Origin of the sequence: Fictibacillus nanhaiensis, assembly GCF_023715445.1 — a bacterium.
GTDB lineage: Bacteria > Bacillota > Bacilli > Bacillales > Fictibacillaceae > Fictibacillus > Fictibacillus nanhaiensis_D.
The window spans coordinates 100,365-120,427 of sequence record NZ_JAMBOD010000003.1 but is presented as its reverse complement, the minus strand read 5'-3'; the positions used below and the strand labels follow the sequence as shown (position 1 = coordinate 120,427).

The window sequence follows — 20,063 nt, the reverse complement described above, 5'->3', positions numbered from 1 at the left end:
GTATTAGAAAGTTGGTTGATTTCCGCTCCAGGATGCTCGCTTTCCGCGGGGCGTGCGGTGAGCCGCGGTGAAAGATATTAGAAGGAGTCTCACACTTTAAGCTTCTATCAACTTTTCAATGTAGGTTCCTAACAAAAAACAACTTTCTTATAGAAAGTAGTCAAATGAATAACCCCTTTAAAAGGAGGTTCTTATGAGCGGTAATGATCAGCAGATCAGGCAAGAACGCCTGTCGCTTCTTTTAGAACAACTTGGCATACCTGAAGAAATGAAAGCTGGCTTCTCAGGCGGTACTATAGAAAAACTAACAATCGATAAAACAAATAGAAGCTGGCATTTCTTGATTGGAACTAAATGTCCGCTGTCATCTAATAGTTATGCATGGTTTAGCTCCAGTCTTCGGCAGACATTTGAACATATTGCAAATGTTACATTTTCCATACAAACCTCTGAAGGTTTTCAGCCTGAAGAATTACTCGCATATTGGCCATTATGCAAAGAACAGCTTGTTAATACGGCTGGACCAAGCTTGGGCAGTATGCTATCAACACAGGAACCTTCAGCAGAAGGTAACTTTTTGTGTCTGACAGTCAGAAACGAAGCAGAAGAAACATTGGTGCACCGAAAGTTATCCCCGGTAATAAAAGATATGTACCAGCAGTTTGGCTTTCATTCTGTATTATTAAAAACTGAAATCAAGCATTCTGAAGAAGACTATCAAAAATTTATTGAGCAAAAGAAACAAGAAGATAATCATAAGATAATGGAAGCTCTTGTTGAAAAAGAAAAAGCGGCGAAAAAGGCAGATGCACCAGCTGCTAGAACTGACATCATGATCGGCTATTCAATCAATGATGAACCAGTTCCGATCCAGACTATCCAAGATGAGGAACGAAGAATAACCATTCAGGGGTATGTTTTTCACTCTGAAACAAGAGAACTTCGAAGCGGACGTACTTTGTTAACGTTTAAGATTACAGACTATACGGATTCCCTTCTCATTAAGATATTCTCCCGTGATAAAGAAGATATTCCTATTCTTCAGGCTATCCAAAAAGGAATGTGGCTGAAAGTGCGTGGCGGCATTCAAAACGATACATTCGTCAGAGATCTCGTAATGATTGCTAACGATATTAATGAGATCAAACCTGAAACGAGAAAAGATCTCGCAGACGAAGATAAGAAACGAGTTGAACTTCATCTTCATACCCCAATGAGTCAGATGGACGCTGTATCATCAGTCTCTGCCCTTGTTGGACAAGCCAAGAAATGGGGGCATCCTGCGATCGCCATTACCGATCATGCGGGTGTGCAATCCTTTCCGGAAGCATACAGCGCAGGAAAGAAAAATGATATTAAGATCATCTACGGTCTAGAAGCAAACCTTGTTGATGACGGGGTGCCGATTGCGTATAACGAGGCACCAAGAAAGCTCGATGATGAAACATATGTTGTTTTTGACGTGGAAACGACGGGGTTGTCAGCCGTTTATAATAAAATAATCGAACTGGCAGCTGTAAAAATCAGAGGCGGAGAGATCGTTGACCGCTTTGAAGCTTTTGCAAATCCGCATGAATCACTGTCCCAGACAACAATTGAATTAACTGGTATTACAGATGAGATGGTGGAGAGTGCTCCGGAGATTGAAGAAGTCCTTCGTGATTTTCACTCATTTATGGGAGATGATATCCTTGTTGCGCATAACGCCAGCTTCGATATGGGATTCTTGAATGAAGGATTGCGTAAAATCGGTTTAGGAGAAGCGAAAAACCCTGTTATTGATACACTAGAGCTTGCCAGATTCCTTCTGCCACAATTAAAGAATCATAGACTAAACACACTCTGTAAACGATTTGATATCGAACTTACACAGCATCACCGTGCTATCTATGATGCGGAGGCAACAGGCTATCTTTTATGGAAACTACTAAAAGAAACGTTTGAAAAAGAAATCTTTTATCATGACAGGCTAAACGATAATATGGGGCAAGGCGGATTTCAGCGTTCACGTCCATTTCATTGCACGCTGCTCGCTGCTACACAGGAAGGACTTAAAAACTTATACAGGCTTGTTTCAGAATCTCATCTATCATACTTTTACAGGACACCCCGCATACCTCGATCCAGGTTAAGCAAATATCGGGAAGGTATTTTAGTAGGGTCTGCTTGTGATAAAGGTGAAGTTTTTGAGGGTATGATGCAAAAGCCGATAGAGGAAGTAGAAAAAATTGCTGAGTTCTACGATTACCTTGAAATTCAGCCGCCAAGCAACTATTATCATCTGATCGAAAGAGAACTTGTTTCTGATGAGATGAATTTAAGAGAAATTTTATCGAATATTGTAAAACTTGGAGAGAAGCTGGATAAGCCAGTAGTTGCAACTGGAAATGTTCATTATTTAAACCCGGAAGACGCAATCTACCGGAAAATCTTAATATCTTCACAAGGCGGAGCTAATCCGCTGAACAGACAGACGCTCCCGGAAGTTCATTTTAGAACGACTGATGAAATGCTGGATTTGTTTTCTTTCTTGGGTGAAGAAACGGCAGAAAAGGTAGTCTGCCGTAGCACAAGGCAGATTGCGGATTCCATAGCTGAAATTAAACCTATTCCGGATGACCTTTATACGCCAAAGATCGAGGGAGCGGATGAGGAAGTCCGTTCGATGAGTTATAACCGTGCAAGAAGCATTTATGGTGAAAACCTGCCAGAACTAGTCGAGAAAAGACTAGAAAAAGAACTTACCAGCATTATCGGACATGGTTTTGCGGTTATCTATTTAATCTCACACAAGCTAGTTAAAAAATCATTGATTGACGGATACCTTGTAGGTTCCCGTGGTTCAGTAGGTTCATCATTTGTTGCGACGATGACGGAAATTACAGAAGTAAATCCGCTGCCGCCCCATTATGTATGTCCGTCATGTAAAGAATCTCATTTCTTTAATGATGGATCGGTAGGTTCAGGATATGATCTTCCTGACAAAGAATGCCCGAGTTGCAATGTCCTTTATATAAAGGACGGCCAGGATATTCCGTTTGAAACATTCCTTGGATTTAAAGGAGATAAAGTTCCAGATATCGACTTGAACTTCTCTGGTGAATATCAGCCAAGAGCACATAACTATACGAAAGAGCTTTTCGGTGAGGATTATGTGTATCGTGCAGGAACAATTGGCACCGTAGCGGAAAAAACGGCTTACGGATATGTAAAGGGCTATGCCAGTGATCATAACTTAACCATTCGTTCAGCAGAGGTAGACCGTCTCGTTTCTGGATGCACCGGAGTTAAGCGAACAACTGGTCAGCATCCAGGCGGAATTATTGTAGTACCAGATTACATGGATATCTATGATTTCTGTCCAGTCCAATTTCCAGCAGATGACAGTTCATCAGAATGGAAAACAACTCATTTTGATTTCCATTCTATTCATGATAATTTGCTGAAGCTTGATATACTGGGGCACGATGACCCGACAGTTATCCGTATGCTTCAAGATTTAAGCGGCATCGATCCTAAGACGATACCAGCTTCAGACCCGGAAGTAATGAAAATATTCTCAGGGCCAGAAGTATTAGGTGTTACCGATGAGCAGATCATGTGCAAAACAGGAACACTCGGGATACCGGAATTCGGTACAAAGTTCGTAAGACAGATGCTTGAAGAAACAAAACCAAGTACATTTTCAGAACTTGTTCAGATTTCAGGGTTATCACACGGTACTGACGTTTGGCTGAATAATGCCAACGAACTGATAGCAAACGGTACATGTGTGCTTAAGGATGTTATCGGCTGCCGTGATGACATTATGGTTTATCTCATCTATAAAGGACTGGAACCTTCGCTGGCTTTTAAAATTATGGAAAGCGTCCGTAAAGGTAAAGGTCTTCCAGATGAGTGGATAGAAGAAATGAAAAATAATGATGTACCTGACTGGTATATAGGTTCATGTTTAAAGATTAAATACATGTTCCCGAAGGCGCATGCCGCAGCCTATGTTTTGATGGCTGTCCGCATCGCTTACTTTAAAGTGCATTATCCGATCTGGTTCTATGCTGCGTACTTTACAGTTAGAGCTGATGATTTTGATGTAGATTCCATGATTCGCGGATCAAAAGCCCTTCGTTCAAAAATCGAAGAGATCTCTGCAAAAGGTCTGGATGCTTCAACGAAAGAAAAGAACTTGCAAACCGTTCTCGAACTCGCATTAGAGATGTGTGAAAGAGGTCTTTCCTTCCAAAAGATTGATTTATATCGATCAAGTGCTACAGATTTTCTAGTTGAAGGGGATACGCTGATACCGCCTTTCAATTCGATTGCTGGATTAGGAACTAATGCAGCCCTAAACATTGTAAAAGCAAGGGAAGATGGAGAATTCCTTTCCAAAGAGGATCTTCAGCAGCGTGCAAAATTGTCAAAGACTATTATTGAGTATTTGGATGATCAGGGCTGCCTCGAAGGATTGCCTGACGCAAACCAGCTTTCCCTCTTCTAACATGGGGATTCAAGCAGGTAGAAAGTTGCAGTATTTTATTGGTTATGGTATTATATTTTTGGAAATACTGTTGAATGAATAACTGTCGGCGAAAGAGTGGGATTCCCCACTCTTTCGTTACGTTTTAAGGTCATTCAGCCAGAAGGAGGGCAGCAATGAGTCAGAAGATTACAGAGCTCACGACTGAGCTTGTAACCCCAATCGTTGAAAAACTAGGACTTGAACTTGTTGACGTTGAATTTGTTAAAGAGGGTAAGAACTGGTTCCTCCGCGTTTATATCGACTCGACCGGCGGTGTTGATATCGAAGAATGCGGTACAGTCAGTGAACAGTTAAGTGAAAAATTAGATGAACTTGATCCGATTGAACAGCCCTACTTTTTAGAAGTATCTTCTCCAGGAGTGGAAAGACCGCTTAAAAAGCCTGAAGATGTTAAAAATGCAATTGGCAAAAATGTAAACATTAAACTTTATGAGCCTATAAATGGTGAAAAAGTATATGAAGGACTTTTAAAAGACTTTGACGGTGAAACGCTGTTTATGGAGATCAAAGTAAAAACGCAAGTCAAAAAGGTAGAGTTGCCGTATAAAAAAGTGGCAAGTGCCCGTCTTGCGGTTGTTTTTTAATGAAGAGGGGAGTAAAAAAATGAGTACCGAGCTTTTGGATGCACTTACATTATTGGAAAAAGAAAAAGGGATAAGCAAAGAAGTTATTATTGAGGCAATTGAAGCAGCCCTTATTTCAGCGTATAAACGTAATTTTCATCAAGCGCAAAATGTTCGTGTTGATTTTAACAGAGACACAGGAAGTATCCGTGTTTTTTCAAGAAAAAATGTGGTTGAAGATGTTGAAGACGATCGTCAAGAGATCTCAGTGGCTGAAGCACAAGCGATCAACCCTGGCTATGAGGTAGATGATATTGTAGAAGAAGAGGTTACTCCAAAGGATTTTGGACGTATTGCTGCTCAAACAGCAAAGCAAGTGGTTACACAGCGTGTGCGTGAAGCAGAACGCGGAATTATCTTCTCAGAGTTTATTGATCGTGAGGAAGATATTATTACGGGTATCGTACAACGTCAGGACCACCGCTATATGTATGTGAGTCTTGGACGCGTAGAAGCATTATTGCCAGCAGCTGAGCAGATGCCTGGTGAATCACACACTACAAATGATCGTATTAAGGTTTACATCACAAAAGTCGAGAAAACAACTAAAGGACCTCAAATATTAGTTTCACGTACTCACCCTGGGCTATTAAAACGATTGTTCGAACTTGAAGTGCCTGAAATCTATGATGGAACAGTTGAAATTAAGTCTATTGCGCGTGAAGCAGGGGACCGTTCTAAAATTGCCGTTCATGCAGCTGATCCTGACGTTGATCCTGTTGGTTCATGTGTAGGCCAAAAGGGTGCTCGTGTACAGACTATCGTTAACGAACTTAATGGTGAGAAGATCGATATTGTCCGCTGGAGTGAAGACCCGGTTGTTTATGTGGCAAATGCTTTAAGCCCTGCAAAAGTTCTTGAAGTCCAAGTGAATGAAGAAGATAAAATGACTACTGTTATCGTACCGGACTACCAGCTGTCGCTAGCGATCGGCAAACGAGGTCAGAATGCACGTCTTGCTGCTAAATTAACAGGTTGGAAGATTGATATTAAGAGTGAGTCTGAAGCAGTAGAATCAGGAGTCTACAACCCTGCTAACACTGATAAGGATTCGTTCTATAATGACTCTGATGAGGATGAAGAGTAAGAAAAGACGAGGTGGAGACAATGAAGACCCGCAAAATTCCCATGAGAAAATGCGTAGCCTGCCAGGAAATGAAGGCAAAAAAAGAATTAACACGTATTGTCCGCTCACCTGAAGGGGAAGTCTCTGTCGACTCAACCGGAAAAAAATCCGGAAGAGGAGCTTATCTTTGTCATGAACTTGCGTGTATAGAGCAAGCAAAAAAGAAAAAGATTTTAGAGACACACTTAAAATCTAAAATTCCAGCTGAATTATACGAACAGCTTGAAAAAGGAAGTCATACATCTTGAACAGCAGCCGATGGGAAAACTTTCTTGGAATTGCAGCTCGTGCCGGGAAGGTGATTTCCGGTGAAGAACTCGTAGTGAAAAGTATACAAAAACAGAATGCAAAGATCGTCTTGTTATCAAAAGATGCATCTGAAAATACAAAGAAAAAAGTAACAGACAAGTGTCTTTTCTATAACATCGATTATGTTTGGATAGAAGATCGGAATGTTTTAGGAAAAGCTATTGGAAAAGAGCAACGAGTTGTTGTTGCTGTAAATGATCAAGGATTTTCAAAGCGTTTAAAGGAACTTCTTGATCACTAACCCGGGGGTGAACATATGAGTAAAATACGCGTATATGAATATGCGAAACAGAAAAATGTTCAAAGTAAAGACATTATCGAAAAGCTTAAAACAATGGATGTCCATGTGGCTAATCATATGTCTATGATTGATCAGTCTGCTTTAAAAAAGCTTGATGAAGCTTATAAACCAAAAGCACAAAACGATCAAACATCAGCAAAACCAAAAAATCAAAATCAACTCCCTAAAACAGATAAGAATAGAAACAACTCTGGTAACGACACCAAATCTACTAAAAAGGAAGTTCAAAAAGAGAGTAATATGAAAATTAAAAAAGAGACCGATAATCGTAACTCATCACAATCAAAAGGCCCGCAATCACAAGGGGCTAAGCCAGGTAATTCAAACAGCCAGAATGCTGCAAAGAATAACAATTCTAAAAACAGCAATAACAACAGAAACCAAACCAATAACAACAGCAATAACAACAGAAACCAAACCAATAACAACAGTAATAACAACAGAAACCAAACCAATAACAACAGTAATAACAACAGAAACCAAACCAATAACAACAGCAATAACAACAGAAACCAAACCAATAACAACAAAAATAACAACAACAACAACAGAAATAACAACAGAAACAACAACAATAAGAACCAAAACAGAAATAAGCAAAACAGAGGCGGTGGAAGCCAGCAGCCAGCTCCTCAAAAGAAGGTTCTTGAAACTCCGAGCAAAATCACTTTTACTGAATCTCTTCAAGTAGGTGAACTTGCAAAGAAATTGAACAAAGATACTTCTGAGATCATCAAAAAGCTTATGGGTCTAGGCATCATGGCTACCATCAACCAAGAGCTTGATAAAGAAGCGATTGAATTAATCGCTGCTGATTATGATGTTGAAGTGGAAGAAGAAATTATCGTTGATGAAACAGAATTTGAAAATTATGAAGTCGTTGACGATGAAAAAGATATGCAAGTACGACCGCCTGTTGTAACAATCATGGGACACGTTGACCATGGTAAAACAACGCTTCTTGATGCTATCCGAAACACGAAAGTAACTGCAGGAGAAGCTGGTGGAATTACTCAGCACATTGGTGCATACCAGATTACAAACAACGGAAAACAAATCACATTCCTTGATACACCAGGACATGCTGCGTTTACAACAATGCGTGCACGCGGTGCTCAAGTAACGGATATTACCATTCTTGTTGTAGCTGCAGATGACGGTGTAATGCCGCAAACAGTTGAAGCAATCAACCATGCTAAAGCTGCTGAAGTACCAATCATTGTTGCCGTTAACAAAATGGATAAAGAAGCTGCAAACCCAGATCGAGTTATGCAAGAGCTTACTGAACATGGACTTGTTTCTGAAGCATGGGGTGGAGATACGATTTTTGTAAACGTCTCAGCTATAAAAGGCGACGGCATTGATGACCTTCTTGAGATGATTAACCTTGTTTCAGAAGTAGAAGAATTAAAAGCAAATCCTAATCGTACTGCTGCTGGTACTGTAATTGAAGCACAGCTTGATAAAGGCCGCGGTTCTGTTGCGACGCTTCTTGTACAATCAGGTACATTAAAAGTCGGTGACCCTATCGTTGTTGGACACACATACGGACGTGTTCGTGCGATGGTTAACGACCTTGGACGCAGGGTGAAATCCGTAGGACCTTCAACTCCAGTTGAAATTACTGGATTGAATGACGTTCCTCAGGCAGGAGATCCATTCATGGTGTTTGCCGACGAGAAAAAAGCTCGTCAAGTCGGGGAATCACGTTTCAAGAAACAACAAGATGCACAACGTAAAGAATCTTCTAAACTGAATCTTGATGACCTCTTTAATCAAATTAAAGAAGGTGACATTAAAGAAATCAATGTCATCATCAAAGGTGACGTTCAGGGTTCAGTTGAAGCACTTGCTGGATCACTTCAAAAGATTGACGTTGAAGGCGTTAAAGTTAAAATTATTCACTCTGGTGTAGGAGCGATCAACGAGTATGACATCATGCTTGCATCTGCTTCAAACGCTATCGTAATCGGTTTTAACGTACGTCCTGATGCAGGGGCTAAGCGTACAGCTGATGCTGAAAAGGTTGATGTTCGTCTGCACCGCATTATTTATAACGTTATCGAAGAAATCGAATCAGCGATGAAAGGGATGCTCGATCCTGAATTCGAAGAAAAAGTTATTGGTCAGGTTGAAGTTAGAACAACTTTTAAAGTATCAAAAGTTGGAACAATCGCTGGATGTTATGTTACTGAAGGTAAAATCACGAGAGATTCCACAGTCCGTTTAATCCGTGATGGTGTTGTTTCTTACGAAGGTAAGATTGATGCACTTAAACGTTTTAAAGATGATGCGAAAGAAGTTTCAGCAGGTTACGAATGTGGTATTACTCTTGAAAAGTTCAATGATATTAAAGAAGGCGACATCATTGAAGCTTATATTATGGAAGAAATTAAAGTGAAATGATCGGTTTATTAACGGTTGAGTTTTTCATATATGAAGCACAGTCGTTAAAAGATAAGCGTTCAGTTGTACAAAAAGCGGTTAACAGACTTCGGCAACGTTTAAATCTTGCTGTTTCGGAAACTGGATTTCAAGATTTATGGCAACGAGCAGAGATAAGTATGGTAACCGTTTCTTCGGACAAAATAATAGCAGAAAAAGAATTGCAAAGAGCACTTGCAATTATTACATCTATTACTGAATTGGAAGTAACCGATTCTAAAGTGGAGTGGCTATAAAGCAAGTGGCAAGAAACGGGGTGTATAAATAATGGGCACAATCCGTTCCAACCGTGTTGGGGAACAGATGAAAAAAGAGCTTACCGATATTATAGGCCGGAAAATCAAAGACCCCCGCGTTGGTTTTGTAACCGTTACGGCGGTTGATGTAACTGGTGATCTGCAGCAAGCAACTGTTTACGTATCTGTTTTCGGAGACAGTGAACAAAAAGAACAGACTTTGCGCAGCCTAGCTAAAGCGACAGGTTTTATCCGGACTGAAATCGGAAAACGTATCCGCATGCGCAAAACACCGGACATCTTTTTCAAATTTGATGAATCCTTAAATTACGGAAGCAAAATCGAGAGTCTATTGTCCGACATTAAACGGGAAGACGAAGACAGCGAAGAAGACGAAGATTATCCGAAAGCATAATAGCAAATGGATAGGCAATTAAATAAATTGTCTATCCATTTTTTGCTTGCAATAAATGAAATAAACTTATGCAGGTATGTAAAAGGAGAAGTAGATATGATAGTAAGGCAAGGCATTTTAGCGCTGAAAAAACCTGGAGGAATGACATCGCATGACTGTGTAGGGAAAATACGAAGAATTTTTTCCACAAAGAAAGTAGGGCACACGGGCACTCTGGATCCTGAAGTGACAGGTGTATTACCGATTTGCATAGGCAGAGCGACAAAAATTGCTGAATATATGTCTGACTATGGGAAGGAATACATTGGTGAGGTTACGTTAGGTGTTTCAACTGAAACGGAAGATGCCCATGGCGAAAAAGTTATAGAAAAAAAAGTGGATGAAGATATTCAATTTGAGAAGATAAAGGAAATAATGAGGTCTCTTACTGGAAAAATTGAACAGATGCCGCCGATGTACTCAGCAGTTAAAGTTAATGGAAAAAAACTATATGAATATGCAAGGCAGGGAATACAGGTAGAGCGGCCAAAACGAAAAGTGACTATATATGAACTAGAACTGTTAACTGAAGGAGAAAAATTAAGTAAGGATCATCCTGTGTTTTCATTTAGAGTAAAATGCTCAAAAGGAACTTATGTCAGAACACTTGCAGTAGCTATAGGGGAAAAACTTGGATACCCTGCTCATATGTCTTCCCTGATTAGAACGGCATCAGGTCCATTTACTTTAAGCGAATGTGTGACATTTGAAGAACTGGAAAACAGCAGCGTTCCATTAGATCGTTATTTATTTCCGCTTGAAAGAGGAATTTCGCATTTTCCAAAATGGACTGTTGACAGTGATACAGAAGCACAAATAAAAAATGGTTCAGTGCTGCCAAGACCAAAAGACTTGGAACAAAGTCCGTTTGGTGTTTATAATGGAGAAGGAAAATGTCTAGCCATATATCAGTTCCATCCTTCTAAACCTGGTTTAATAAAACCAGCGAAAGTGTTAGCCATTGAATAACGAAACAGGTTAGTAGGTGAGTTTTTGGAAACAATCGTCATTAATCATCCTCATCATTACGAAAAAGAAAGCCTGCCACCATTAATTTTAGCCTTAGGCTATTTTGACGGCATTCATATCGGACATCAGCGTGTAATTAATACAGCTGTTGAACTTGCAGAAAGAAATGGAGCAATACCAGCCGTAATGAGTTTTCACCCTCATCCTTCTGTTGTTTTAGGAAAAGCGGATGAAAATTGGACATATATTACTCCTCTTGAAGAAAAGAAAAAGATTTTAGAAAGTATGGGCGTTAAACAATTCTATCTTGTGAAATTTGATCTTGATTTTGCATCACTTTCTCCAGAGGATTTTGTAAATCAATATATTATTGGACTAAACGTTCAGCACGTTGTTACAGGATTTGATTTTACATACGGTAAGTATGGAAAAGGAAATGTTGAAACACTCATTAAAGACGCTGATGGAAAATTTGGGCAAACTGTGATTGAAAAGATTGAAGAAGAAGGACAAAAGATCAGTTCAACACTTATTCGCCAATGTTTAAAAGATGGATTAGTAGAAAGGATCATTCCTTACCTTGGAAGACGATATAAACTTAACGGTACAGTCATTCACGGGGACAAACGCGGACGTACTATTGGCTTTCCGACTGCTAACTTAGAAACGGACGTATATACCCTGCCAAAAGTAGGGGTTTATGCTGTTGAAGTTTATGTAGATCAGGAAAAGTATTATGCTATGGCAAATGTCGGTTATAAGCCGACTTTTAAAAATGATCAAAAAAAACCGTCCTTAGAAGTCCATATTTTTGATTTTCAAGAAGAGATTTACGGCAAAACAGTCAGTGTTACATGGCTTAAGAGAATCAGGGATGAAAAGAAATTCAACTCTATTGATGAATTGATTCAGCAGCTGAAAAAAGATAAATCAGAGGCACTCAATATCATACAATCAATATGTTAAAAAAACTTGCATTTGTCTCTCAAAAGGGCTATGCTAATACATGTACATTTTTAATGTGCACATAACCGTTGCTTGGCAAGTCGAGTCACCGACGCTTGCTCGGTAATTGGTGTTTCTAATAATAAGGAGGTGAAAAGGATGGCTATTACTCAAGAGCGTAAGAACGAACTAATCAGCGAGTATAAGGTACATGATACGGACACTGGATCTCCAGAAGTTCAAATCGCTATCCTTACAGAACAAATTAATGAGTTGAATGATCACTTGCGTACACACAAGAAAGATCACCACTCACGTCGTGGTCTGTTGAAAATGGTTGGTAAGCGCCGTAACTTGTTAACGTACCTACGTAACAAGGATATTACGCGTTACCGCGAATTGATCGGAAGACTAGGATTACGTCGTTAATCCAACAAAAGCGGGATTTAATCCCGCTTTTTTTATTGCAAGCAATACCAATAATCAAGTTAAAATTGCATCATGTGTAATCAGGCATCTAAATTCTTTGCAGTTTTTCTTTTTAGGAAGGACTACGTTAGGATATAATAGAACCATAAATAATAGGATTTTTTAAGTGTTGAGAGGAGTACCAAGTAAAATGGATCAACAAAAACGAACTTTTACCACGGACTGGGCGGGCAGAACGCTTACGTTCGAAATCGGAGAATTAGCAAAACAAGCAAATGGTGCTGTTATGGTCAGATATGGTGATACAGCGGTGCTATCTACTGCAGTTGCTTCAAAACAGCCTAAAAATCTAAGTTTCTTTCCTTTGACTGTAAACTATGAAGAACGTTTATACGCAGTAGGAAAAATCCCTGGCGGATTTATTAAACGTGAGGGACGTCCAAGTGAGAAAGCAGTATTGGCAAGCCGTTTGATCGACCGTCCAATTCGTCCTTTATTTGCTGATGGTTTCCGTAATGAAGTACAAGTTGTAAGCACAGTAATGAGTGTTGATCAAAACTGTTCTTCTGAAATGGCAGCTATGATTGGATCATCACTTGCATTGTCTATTTCGGATATTCCTTTTGAAGGTCCGATCGCTGGAGTAACTGTTGGACGTGTTGACGAAAAGTTTGTGATCAATCCGACTGTTGAACAAAACGAGAAAAGTGATATTCAACTTATCGTTGCAGGAACAAAGCACGCAATCAACATGGTTGAAGCTGGTGCAGAAGAAGTATCAGAAGAAGTTATGCTTGAAGCGATCATGTTCGGTCATGAAGAGATTAAGAAATTAATCGCGTTCCAAGAACAAATTGTTTCAGAAATCGGCAAAGAAAAAATGGAAGTTATTCTGCATGAGCTTGATAAAGATCTCGAGCAGGAAGTTCGTGATTTTGTCGGAAACGATGTAAAAGAAGCAGTAAAGGTAATTGAAAAACATGCACGTCAAGAAGCCTTGGATGCAGTTGGTGCAAATCTTGCTTCCCGCTATGAAGAAGATGAAGAAAAAGCGAGTGAAGCAAAAGAGATTCTACATAAACTCATTAAAGAAGAAGTAAGACGTTTAATTCTTAAAGAGAAAGTACGTCCAGACGGCCGAAAGACTGATGAAATCCGTAAGCTTTCTTCTACTGTAGGCATTTTGGCAAGAACCCACGGATCAGGTCTGTTCACACGCGGTCAAACACAGGCGTTAAGTATCTGTACACTAGGTGCGCTAGGCGATGTTCAGGTCCTTGACGGACTAGGAGTAGAAGAATCTAAGCGTTTTATGCATCAATACAATTTCCCGCCGTTCAGTGTTGGTGAAACAGGATTTATGCGCGGACCTGGAAGACGTGAGATCGGGCATGGTGCATTAGGTGAGCGTGCATTAGAACAAGTTATTCCCAATGAAGAAGAATTCCCGTACACCATTCGTTTAGTGTCTGAAGTACTTGAATCTAATGGATCAACTTCACAGGCGAGTATTTGTGCGAGTACATTGGCATTAATGGATGCAGGTGTGCCGATTAAAGAACCAGTGGCCGGTATTGCGATGGGACTTATTTCAGACGGTGAAGATGTAACTGTTCTTACAGATATTCAAGGTATGGAAGATCATCTTGGAGATATGGACTTTAAAGTAGCGGGTACACCGAATGGTATTACTGCCTTGCAGATGGATATTAAAATTTCCGGAATCAACCGTGAAATTCTTCAAGAAGCACTGACGCAAGCTAAAGAAGGTCGTATGATCATCTTGGATTCTATGCTATCTACACTTTCTGAGTCCCGTAAGGAATTATCTCAGTATGCTCCAAAGATTTTAACAATGAAGATCAACCCTGACAAAATCCGTGATGTAATCGGACCAAGCGGTAAAATCATCAATAAAATCATTGAAGAGACTGGTGTTAAGATTGACATCGAACAAGATGGAACGATCTTTATTGCTTCAACTGAAGAGCCGATGAACAAGAAGGCAAAGAAGATTATTGAAGATATCGTTAGGGAAGTTCAAGTGGGCGAATATTACATGGGTAAAGTTAAACGTATCGAAAAATTCGGTGCTTTTGTTGAACTGTTTAGCGGAAAAGATGGTTTAGTCCATATTTCTGAACTTGCAGAAGAACGTGTTGGAAAAGTAGAAGATGTTGTTAAGCTTGGTGATGAAATCCTTGTAAAAGTTATGGAGATCGATAACCAAGGACGTGTTAACTTATCCCGTAAAGTAGTTCTAAAAGAAGAAAAAGCAAAAAATGAACAGCAGCAAAATGCATAAAATATTTACATTTATCAAAGCCAGCTCTTAAAAGAGCTGGCTTTTTTTCATTTGTTACACTCTCCATTATTCGTTCTAACCTGTCCAAATGGTACATACCTTGATTACAGGGAGGGGAGTAATGTGAAAAAACCTATTCTTCATTGGTCCATCATCATTTTAATCATTACAGGTACAGCATTTTCGGTCCATAATCCGTTTACGAGCACGTATATTGAAAGCATAAAAGCCCAGAGTACGGCAGTTTCACAAATGCAGTCAAACTCGATTTATAATCAGATCAAAGAAAGAGCAAAGGAATTGAATAAACCGCCTCAGAATGCTCAGATAGATCCTGTTTGGAAGGCCACTCCCGGCTACAATGGTCTAGTTGTAGATATGGAAGAATCATTTAAAGCAATGAAAAAAACAAATAAATTTGATGAAAAAAAACTGGTCGTAAAGCAAATAAAACCATCTGTTCATTTAGGGGATTTGCCAGCTTCTCCTATCTATCGTGGTAATCCTGAAAAGCCTATGGTAACTTTTCTTGTAAATGTAGCCTGGGGAAATGAATATTTGCCGGGTATGCTGCAAACCATGAAGAAGAATAATGTGCGTTCAACTTTCTTTCTTGATGGTTCGTGGGTAAAGAAAAATCCTTCCCTAGCAAAAATGATTGCAGAGGAAGGACATGAAATAGGAAATCACGCCTACTCTCATCCGGATCTAAAAAAGATGACAAATACAAGAATAACAGAAGAGCTTAAACAAACAAATGAAGTTATACATGCAACACTGGATAAATCTCCAAAATGGTTTGCACCTCCAAGCGGAAGCTACAGAAATGATGTGGTTCAAATTGCTGCTGAACTGGATATGAAAACGATTCTTTGGTCGGTTGACACCGTTGATTGGCGAAATCCAAATCCTGATGAAATGGTTGACAGAGTCTTGAGTAAAGTCCATCCAGGCGCAATGATTCTCATGCATCCGACATCTTCCTCTGCAGCAGGCTTAGAGAAGCTGATCAAAGGAATTAAAGACAAAGGGCTAAGTATTGGAACAGTAACAGATCTTATGGATGAAAAAAGACTGCTTCCAAAATCGATCAAGTAAAGTTGTGCAGCGGTTACGATAATGGTATATTGTTCCTATGATTAATAGTGGAACAACTGACAGCTAGGGGGAAACAAGTTTGATAAAAAGACATACGTGTTCTAACGGCGTCCGCGTCGTTTTGGAAAATATTCCAACCGTACGATCAGTAGCGATAGGCGTTTGGATAGGAACAGGTTCCAGGTTTGAAAACACGAAGAACAATGGAATATCACACTTTTTGGAGCACATGTTTTTCAAAGGAACAAAAACGAGAACAGCAAGAGAAATCGCTGAATCATTCGACAGCATCGGCGGCCAAGTAAATGCTTTTACCTCAAAAGAATACACATGCTACTATGCAAAAGTACTTGATACACATGCACCTTATGCGCTTGAAGTATTAGCAGATATGTTCTTTAATTCAACTTTTGACGAAGATGAGTTATTAAAAGAAAAAAACGTTGTTTTAGAAGAAATAAAAATGTATGAAGATACACCAGACGATATCGTACATGATATGTTGAGCCGTGCAAGCTTTCAAAATCATGAACTAGGTTTTCCGATCTTAGGGACAGAGGAGACTCTTCATACCTTTAAGGGGAGCACCTTACGTGATTATATGAATTCTCATTATGTCCCTGAAGAAGTTGTAATCTCCATTGCAGGTAACATTGATGAATCATTTATCAGAAATGTGGAGGATTGGTTCGGCAGTTATAAGACAGACACCATTGTTAAAGCTGAAACGAATTCTCCGATTTTCCATCCGGAAAAATTAGCCCGTAAGAAAGAAACTGAACAGGCACACTTATGTTTAGGTTTCCCGGGACTTTCTTTAAAAGATAAACGGAGCTACAGCCTGATTATATTGAACAACATTTTTGGTTCAAGTATGTCAAGCCGTCTGTTCCAGGAAGTTAGAGAACAAAAGGGTCTTGCTTATTCTGTATTTTCATATCATTCAGCTTTTCAGGATAATGGTATTTTTACAATTTATGGAGGTACTGCGCCTCATCAGCTCGATGAATTATATGAGACGATCACTAACATCGTAAGTGACTTGAATGAAAACGGAATAACGGATAAAGAACTGAAGAATTCGAAAGAGCAGATCAAAGGAAACTTAATGCTCAGCCTAGAAAGCACAAACAGCAGAATGAGCCGCAACGGAAAGCACGAGCTTATATTAGGCTATCATCGTACATTGGATGATATGTTGGAGTCCATTGATAAAGTAACAAAAAATGAAGTGAATCAGCTGATTCATACCATTTTTAATGAAGGCTGTTCAGCATCACTAGTCAGTCCGCAAGGTGAACTTCCGAAGGGATTACAATAAAGAATATTATGAAAAATCCGGGTAATTGCCCGGATTTTTTTATTTTGCAAAAATGGGCTCAGTGTTTAACTAATGCCCCAAACAAGGATAGTAGTCGTGAATATAATGATGTTGATTGATACCAATAGCTCGTAAATGAAGCAAATTGTGTTCGGATTGTAAAAAAAGTAATGCCGTTGTATATGGGGTTTTGAGTAACCAGATAGGCGGAGCGTTCATATTATGGTGAACGTGGATAGCAATTCCCCTGCAGTATAAAGGAACAACGGAGAAAGGGGAGGAAGAATGTTAACGGATTTGCATATCGCTGTATTTGGCGGCGATGCGAGACAACTTGAAGTCATTCGAAAATTAACAGAATTAGATGCGATACTTACACTTATTGGCTATGACCAGCTAGATCATGGTTTTACTGGTGCATCAAAAATGGATATAGATGAAGTGGATTTTTCGAAGTTGGACAGCATTATTTTGCCTGTAAGTGGAACAGGACTTCAGGGGGAGATTGATACCATATTTTCAAACCGGAAAATTATTTTAACAGAAGATCAACTGAAAAAAACTAAGAGTCATTGTCAGGTATTTTCGGGAATCAGCAATGTTTATTTAGATACGATCACAGCAAACAGCAACCGAAAATTGACAAAGTTGTTTGAAAGAGACGATGTAGCAATCTATAACAGTATTCCTACAGTTGAAGGTACGATCATGATGGTGATCCAGCATACCGATATAACGATTCATCAATCAAATACAGTGGTGCTTGGTTTTGGCCGTGTAGGAATGAGTGTTGCAAGAACGTTTCAGGCGCTTGGAGCCCATGTGAAAGTCGGTGCCAGAAAATCAGAGCATATGGCAAGGATCTCTGAAATGGGGATGGTTCCTTTCCATTTAGATGATTTAAAAAATGAAGTTTATGAAACAGATGTGTGCATAAATACGATTCCTACTCAGATTGTCAATGCGGATGTCATCTCAAAATTTCCGTCACATACATTGATTGTCGACCTTGCCTCAAAACCTGGGGGCACTGATTTCCGATATGCCGAGAAGCGTGGGATAAAAGCTTTATTAGCTCCTGGGCTGCCAGGAATCGTCGCTCCAAAAACAGCGGGGAAAATTGTAGCCAATGTACTTTCGCAGCTGTTAATCAATGAATTTTATAAGCGAAAGGGGTAGTAAATATGGATTTTCAAGGAAAACATATCGGTTTTGGATTGACCGGATCACATTGCACATATGACGCGGTTTTTCCTCAAATCCAAAAGCTTGTGGGTCTTGGGGCAAAAGTGACGCCCTTTTTCACACATACCGTGATGAATACCACTACGCGTTTTGGTGCTGAAGGTGAGTGGGTAGAAAAAATTAAAGAGATCACGGGGAATGAACCTGTTGATTCTATTGTTAAAGCTGAACCATTCGGACCAAGAACCCCGTTGGATTGCATGGTAATAGCTCCTTTGACTGGAAACTCGATCAGTAAATTTGCAAACGCAATGACAGATTCCCCTGTATTAATGGGAGCAAAAGCAACACTTAGGAACCAGAAGCCAGTCGTTTTGGGAATTTCAACGAACGACGGATTAGGTCTTAACGGTGTGAATATCATGAGACTGATGGCAACCAAAAATATATATTTTATACCGTTCAGTCAGGATGACCCTGTTAAAAAGCAAAATTCATTAGTTGCACATATGGACACATTAGTACAAACAATAGAACTCGCACTACAAGGTAAGCAGCTTCAGCCTGTTCTCAGGGTTGTAGAATAATACAGCAGAAGAAAATCCGTTCATAACTGCGAAGTTTATGATAAAATATGATAAATTATATGGATTAACAAGGAGAAACGAAATTCATAGTTTCTCCTTCTGTTGTAGCTTGCTTACCTTAAACAATAAAGGAGTTAATAAAAGATGAGCCAAAAACTATATCATGTAGCCGTAGTAGGTGCAACTGGCGCAGTTGGCCAGCAAATGTTAAATACGTTAAGTGAAAAGAATTTTCCGATCGGCAAGTTATCACTTCTTGCTAGTAAAAGGTCTGCCGGACAGGTCATCACTTATAAGGGTGAAGAACATACGATACAGGAAGCAACACCTGAAGCATTCGAAGGTGTTGATCTTGCACTGTTTTCCGCAGGCGGATCTGTTTCAAAGCAGCTTGCGCATGAAGCTGTAAAAAGAGGAGCGATCGTTGTTGACAACACAAGCGCGTTCCGTATGGATCCGAACGTGCCCCTTGTTGTGCCAGAAGTAAATGAGCAAGATTTATTAAACCATAACGGAATCATTGCCAATCCGAATTGCTCTACGATTCAGATGGTAGTAGCCCTACAGCCGCTGCATGAAAAATATCGGCTTAAAAAAGTTATTGTTTCTACTTATCAAGCGGTTTCAGGAGCTGGCGCAAAAGCAGTTGAAGAATTAAAGGAGCAATCGAAAGCTGTTTTAAACGATGAGCCTTTTGAAGCTTCAATCATGCCTTGTGCATCTGATAAGAAGCATTATCAAATTGCGTTTAATGCAGTGCCTCAAATCGATAAATTTGAAGAGAACGGATATACATTTGAAGAATTAAAAATGATGAATGAGACAAAGAAAATTATGCATTTAGAGAATCTTGAGATCGCGGCCACTTGTGTCAGACTGCCAGTTGAAACAGGACACTCTGAATCTTTATATGCAGAATTTGAAAGCGGAAATCCTTCCGTTCAGGAAATAAGAGAATTACTAAGTAATGCTTCAGGTGTAACACTTCAAGATAAGCCCGCGGAACAAATCTATCCTATGCCGGCTTTAGCGGCAGGGCTGCCTGATGTGTTTGTAGGGAGAATCCGTAAAGACTTAGACCGCGAAAATGCTTATCACATGTGGGTCGTGTCAGATAATCTCTTAAAAGGGGCAGCTTATAACTCTGTACAGATTGCGGAAAGTTTAATCAAGCTAAACTTGCTTTAATTTCA

Annotated in this window: 17 protein-coding genes; all 17 read left to right on the top strand. The window is 39.6% G+C overall.

Going from position 1 to position 20,063, the window contains the following annotated elements; translation table 11 throughout:
* Nucleotides 1-193 precede the first annotated feature (193 nt).
* Nucleotides 194-4,495, top strand: a complete 4,302-nt coding sequence (locus tag M3196_RS10725) for a PolC-type DNA polymerase III (RefSeq protein ID WP_251322287.1) — start codon at nt 194-196, stop codon at nt 4,493-4,495.
* A 155-nt stretch (nt 4,496-4,650) separates the two neighbouring features.
* A complete protein-coding gene (rimP, locus tag M3196_RS10720; protein ID WP_251322285.1) occupies nt 4,651-5,121 on the top strand; it encodes a ribosome maturation factor RimP in 471 nt (156 codons plus the stop codon).
* Between the two features lie 19 nt (nt 5,122-5,140).
* Nucleotides 5,141-6,247, top strand: coding sequence for a transcription termination factor NusA (gene nusA, locus M3196_RS10715; RefSeq protein ID WP_251322284.1), 1,107 nt, complete (start codon nt 5,141-5,143; stop codon nt 6,245-6,247).
* A 20-nt stretch (nt 6,248-6,267) separates the two neighbouring features.
* Nucleotides 6,268-6,534: an RNase P modulator RnpM gene (rnpM, locus tag M3196_RS10710; RefSeq protein WP_251322282.1), complete on the top strand. Its 267-nt coding sequence runs from the start codon at nt 6,268-6,270 to the stop codon at nt 6,532-6,534.
* Nucleotides 6,531-6,836 carry a YlxQ family RNA-binding protein gene (locus tag M3196_RS10705; RefSeq protein WP_251322281.1) on the top strand — a complete coding sequence of 102 codons (306 nt, stop codon included), beginning with the start codon at nt 6,531-6,533 and terminating at the stop codon, nt 6,834-6,836. The genes rnpM and M3196_RS10705 overlap by 4 nt, the downstream gene beginning before the upstream one ends.
* A gap of 15 nt (nt 6,837-6,851) precedes the next feature.
* Nucleotides 6,852-9,302, top strand: a complete 2,451-nt coding sequence (gene infB / locus M3196_RS10700; RefSeq protein ID WP_251322279.1) for a translation initiation factor IF-2 — start codon at nt 6,852-6,854, stop codon at nt 9,300-9,302.
* Complete coding sequence (locus M3196_RS10695) at nt 9,299-9,577, top strand: DUF503 domain-containing protein (protein WP_251322278.1); 279 nt, start codon at nt 9,299-9,301, stop codon at nt 9,575-9,577. Before infB ends, M3196_RS10695 begins: the two co-directional genes overlap by 4 nt.
* 31 nt (nt 9,578-9,608) lie before the next feature.
* A complete protein-coding gene (rbfA, locus tag M3196_RS10690) occupies nt 9,609-9,992 on the top strand; it encodes a 30S ribosome-binding factor RbfA (protein WP_251322277.1) in 384 nt (127 codons plus the stop codon).
* Between the two features lie 96 nt (nt 9,993-10,088).
* Complete coding sequence (gene truB / locus M3196_RS10685; RefSeq protein WP_251322276.1) at nt 10,089-11,000, top strand: tRNA pseudouridine(55) synthase TruB; 912 nt, start codon at nt 10,089-10,091, stop codon at nt 10,998-11,000.
* A 24-nt stretch (nt 11,001-11,024) separates the two neighbouring features.
* Entirely contained in the window at nt 11,025-11,966 is a 942-nt protein-coding gene (gene ribF / locus M3196_RS10680) for a bifunctional riboflavin kinase/FAD synthetase (RefSeq protein WP_251322275.1), read from the top strand.
* Between the two features lie 138 nt (nt 11,967-12,104).
* Nucleotides 12,105-12,374, top strand: a complete 270-nt coding sequence (gene rpsO / locus M3196_RS10675) for a 30S ribosomal protein S15 (RefSeq protein ID WP_066240919.1) — start codon at nt 12,105-12,107, stop codon at nt 12,372-12,374.
* Nucleotides 12,375-12,564: 190 nt separating this feature from the next.
* On the top strand, nt 12,565-14,679 hold the full coding sequence (gene pnp, locus M3196_RS10670; RefSeq protein WP_251322274.1) for a polyribonucleotide nucleotidyltransferase: 2,115 nt from the start codon (nt 12,565-12,567) through the stop codon (nt 14,677-14,679).
* Between the two features lie 123 nt (nt 14,680-14,802).
* A complete protein-coding gene (locus tag M3196_RS10665; protein WP_251322273.1) occupies nt 14,803-15,777 on the top strand; it encodes a polysaccharide deacetylase family protein in 975 nt (324 codons plus the stop codon).
* A 79-nt stretch (nt 15,778-15,856) separates the two neighbouring features.
* Entirely contained in the window at nt 15,857-17,098 is a 1,242-nt protein-coding gene (locus M3196_RS10660) for a M16 family metallopeptidase (protein WP_251322271.1), read from the top strand.
* 285 nt (nt 17,099-17,383) lie between these two features.
* A complete protein-coding gene (gene dpaA, locus M3196_RS10655) occupies nt 17,384-18,277 on the top strand; it encodes a dipicolinic acid synthetase subunit A (RefSeq protein ID WP_251322270.1) in 894 nt (297 codons plus the stop codon).
* A 5-nt stretch (nt 18,278-18,282) separates the two neighbouring features.
* Nucleotides 18,283-18,870 carry a dipicolinate synthase subunit B gene (dpaB, locus tag M3196_RS10650; protein WP_251322268.1) on the top strand — a complete coding sequence of 196 codons (588 nt, stop codon included), beginning with the start codon at nt 18,283-18,285 and terminating at the stop codon, nt 18,868-18,870.
* Nucleotides 18,871-19,014: 144 nt separating this feature from the next.
* Nucleotides 19,015-20,058 (top strand): aspartate-semialdehyde dehydrogenase, encoded by a 1,044-nt coding sequence (asd, locus tag M3196_RS10645; RefSeq protein ID WP_251322267.1) that lies wholly within the window; start codon nt 19,015-19,017, stop codon nt 20,056-20,058.
* Nucleotides 20,059-20,063: the final 5 nt, after the last annotated feature.

Bases quoted from the DNA above. Each gene is read 5' to 3' on its own strand.
- M3196_RS10725 (WP_251322287.1), top strand. From the start codon at position 194: ATGAGCGGTAATGATCAGCAGATCAGGCAAGAACGCCTGTCGCTTCTT.
- rimP (WP_251322285.1), top strand. From the start codon at position 4,651: ATGAGTCAGAAGATTACAGAGCTCACGACTGAGCTTGTAACCCCAATC.
- nusA (WP_251322284.1), top strand. From the start codon at position 5,141: ATGAGTACCGAGCTTTTGGATGCACTTACATTATTGGAAAAAGAAAAA.
- rnpM (WP_251322282.1), top strand. From the start codon at position 6,268: ATGAAGACCCGCAAAATTCCCATGAGAAAATGCGTAGCCTGCCAGGAA.
- infB (WP_251322279.1), top strand. From the start codon at position 6,852: ATGAGTAAAATACGCGTATATGAATATGCGAAACAGAAAAATGTTCAA.
- M3196_RS10695 (WP_251322278.1), top strand. From the start codon at position 9,299: ATGATCGGTTTATTAACGGTTGAGTTTTTCATATATGAAGCACAGTCG.
- rbfA (WP_251322277.1), top strand. From the start codon at position 9,609: ATGGGCACAATCCGTTCCAACCGTGTTGGGGAACAGATGAAAAAAGAG.
- truB (WP_251322276.1), top strand. From the start codon at position 10,089: ATGATAGTAAGGCAAGGCATTTTAGCGCTGAAAAAACCTGGAGGAATG.
- rpsO (WP_066240919.1), top strand. From the start codon at position 12,105: ATGGCTATTACTCAAGAGCGTAAGAACGAACTAATCAGCGAGTATAAG.
- pnp (WP_251322274.1), top strand. From the start codon at position 12,565: ATGGATCAACAAAAACGAACTTTTACCACGGACTGGGCGGGCAGAACG.
- dpaA (WP_251322270.1), top strand. From the start codon at position 17,384: ATGTTAACGGATTTGCATATCGCTGTATTTGGCGGCGATGCGAGACAA.
- dpaB (WP_251322268.1), top strand. From the start codon at position 18,283: ATGGATTTTCAAGGAAAACATATCGGTTTTGGATTGACCGGATCACAT.
- asd (WP_251322267.1), top strand. From the start codon at position 19,015: ATGAGCCAAAAACTATATCATGTAGCCGTAGTAGGTGCAACTGGCGCA.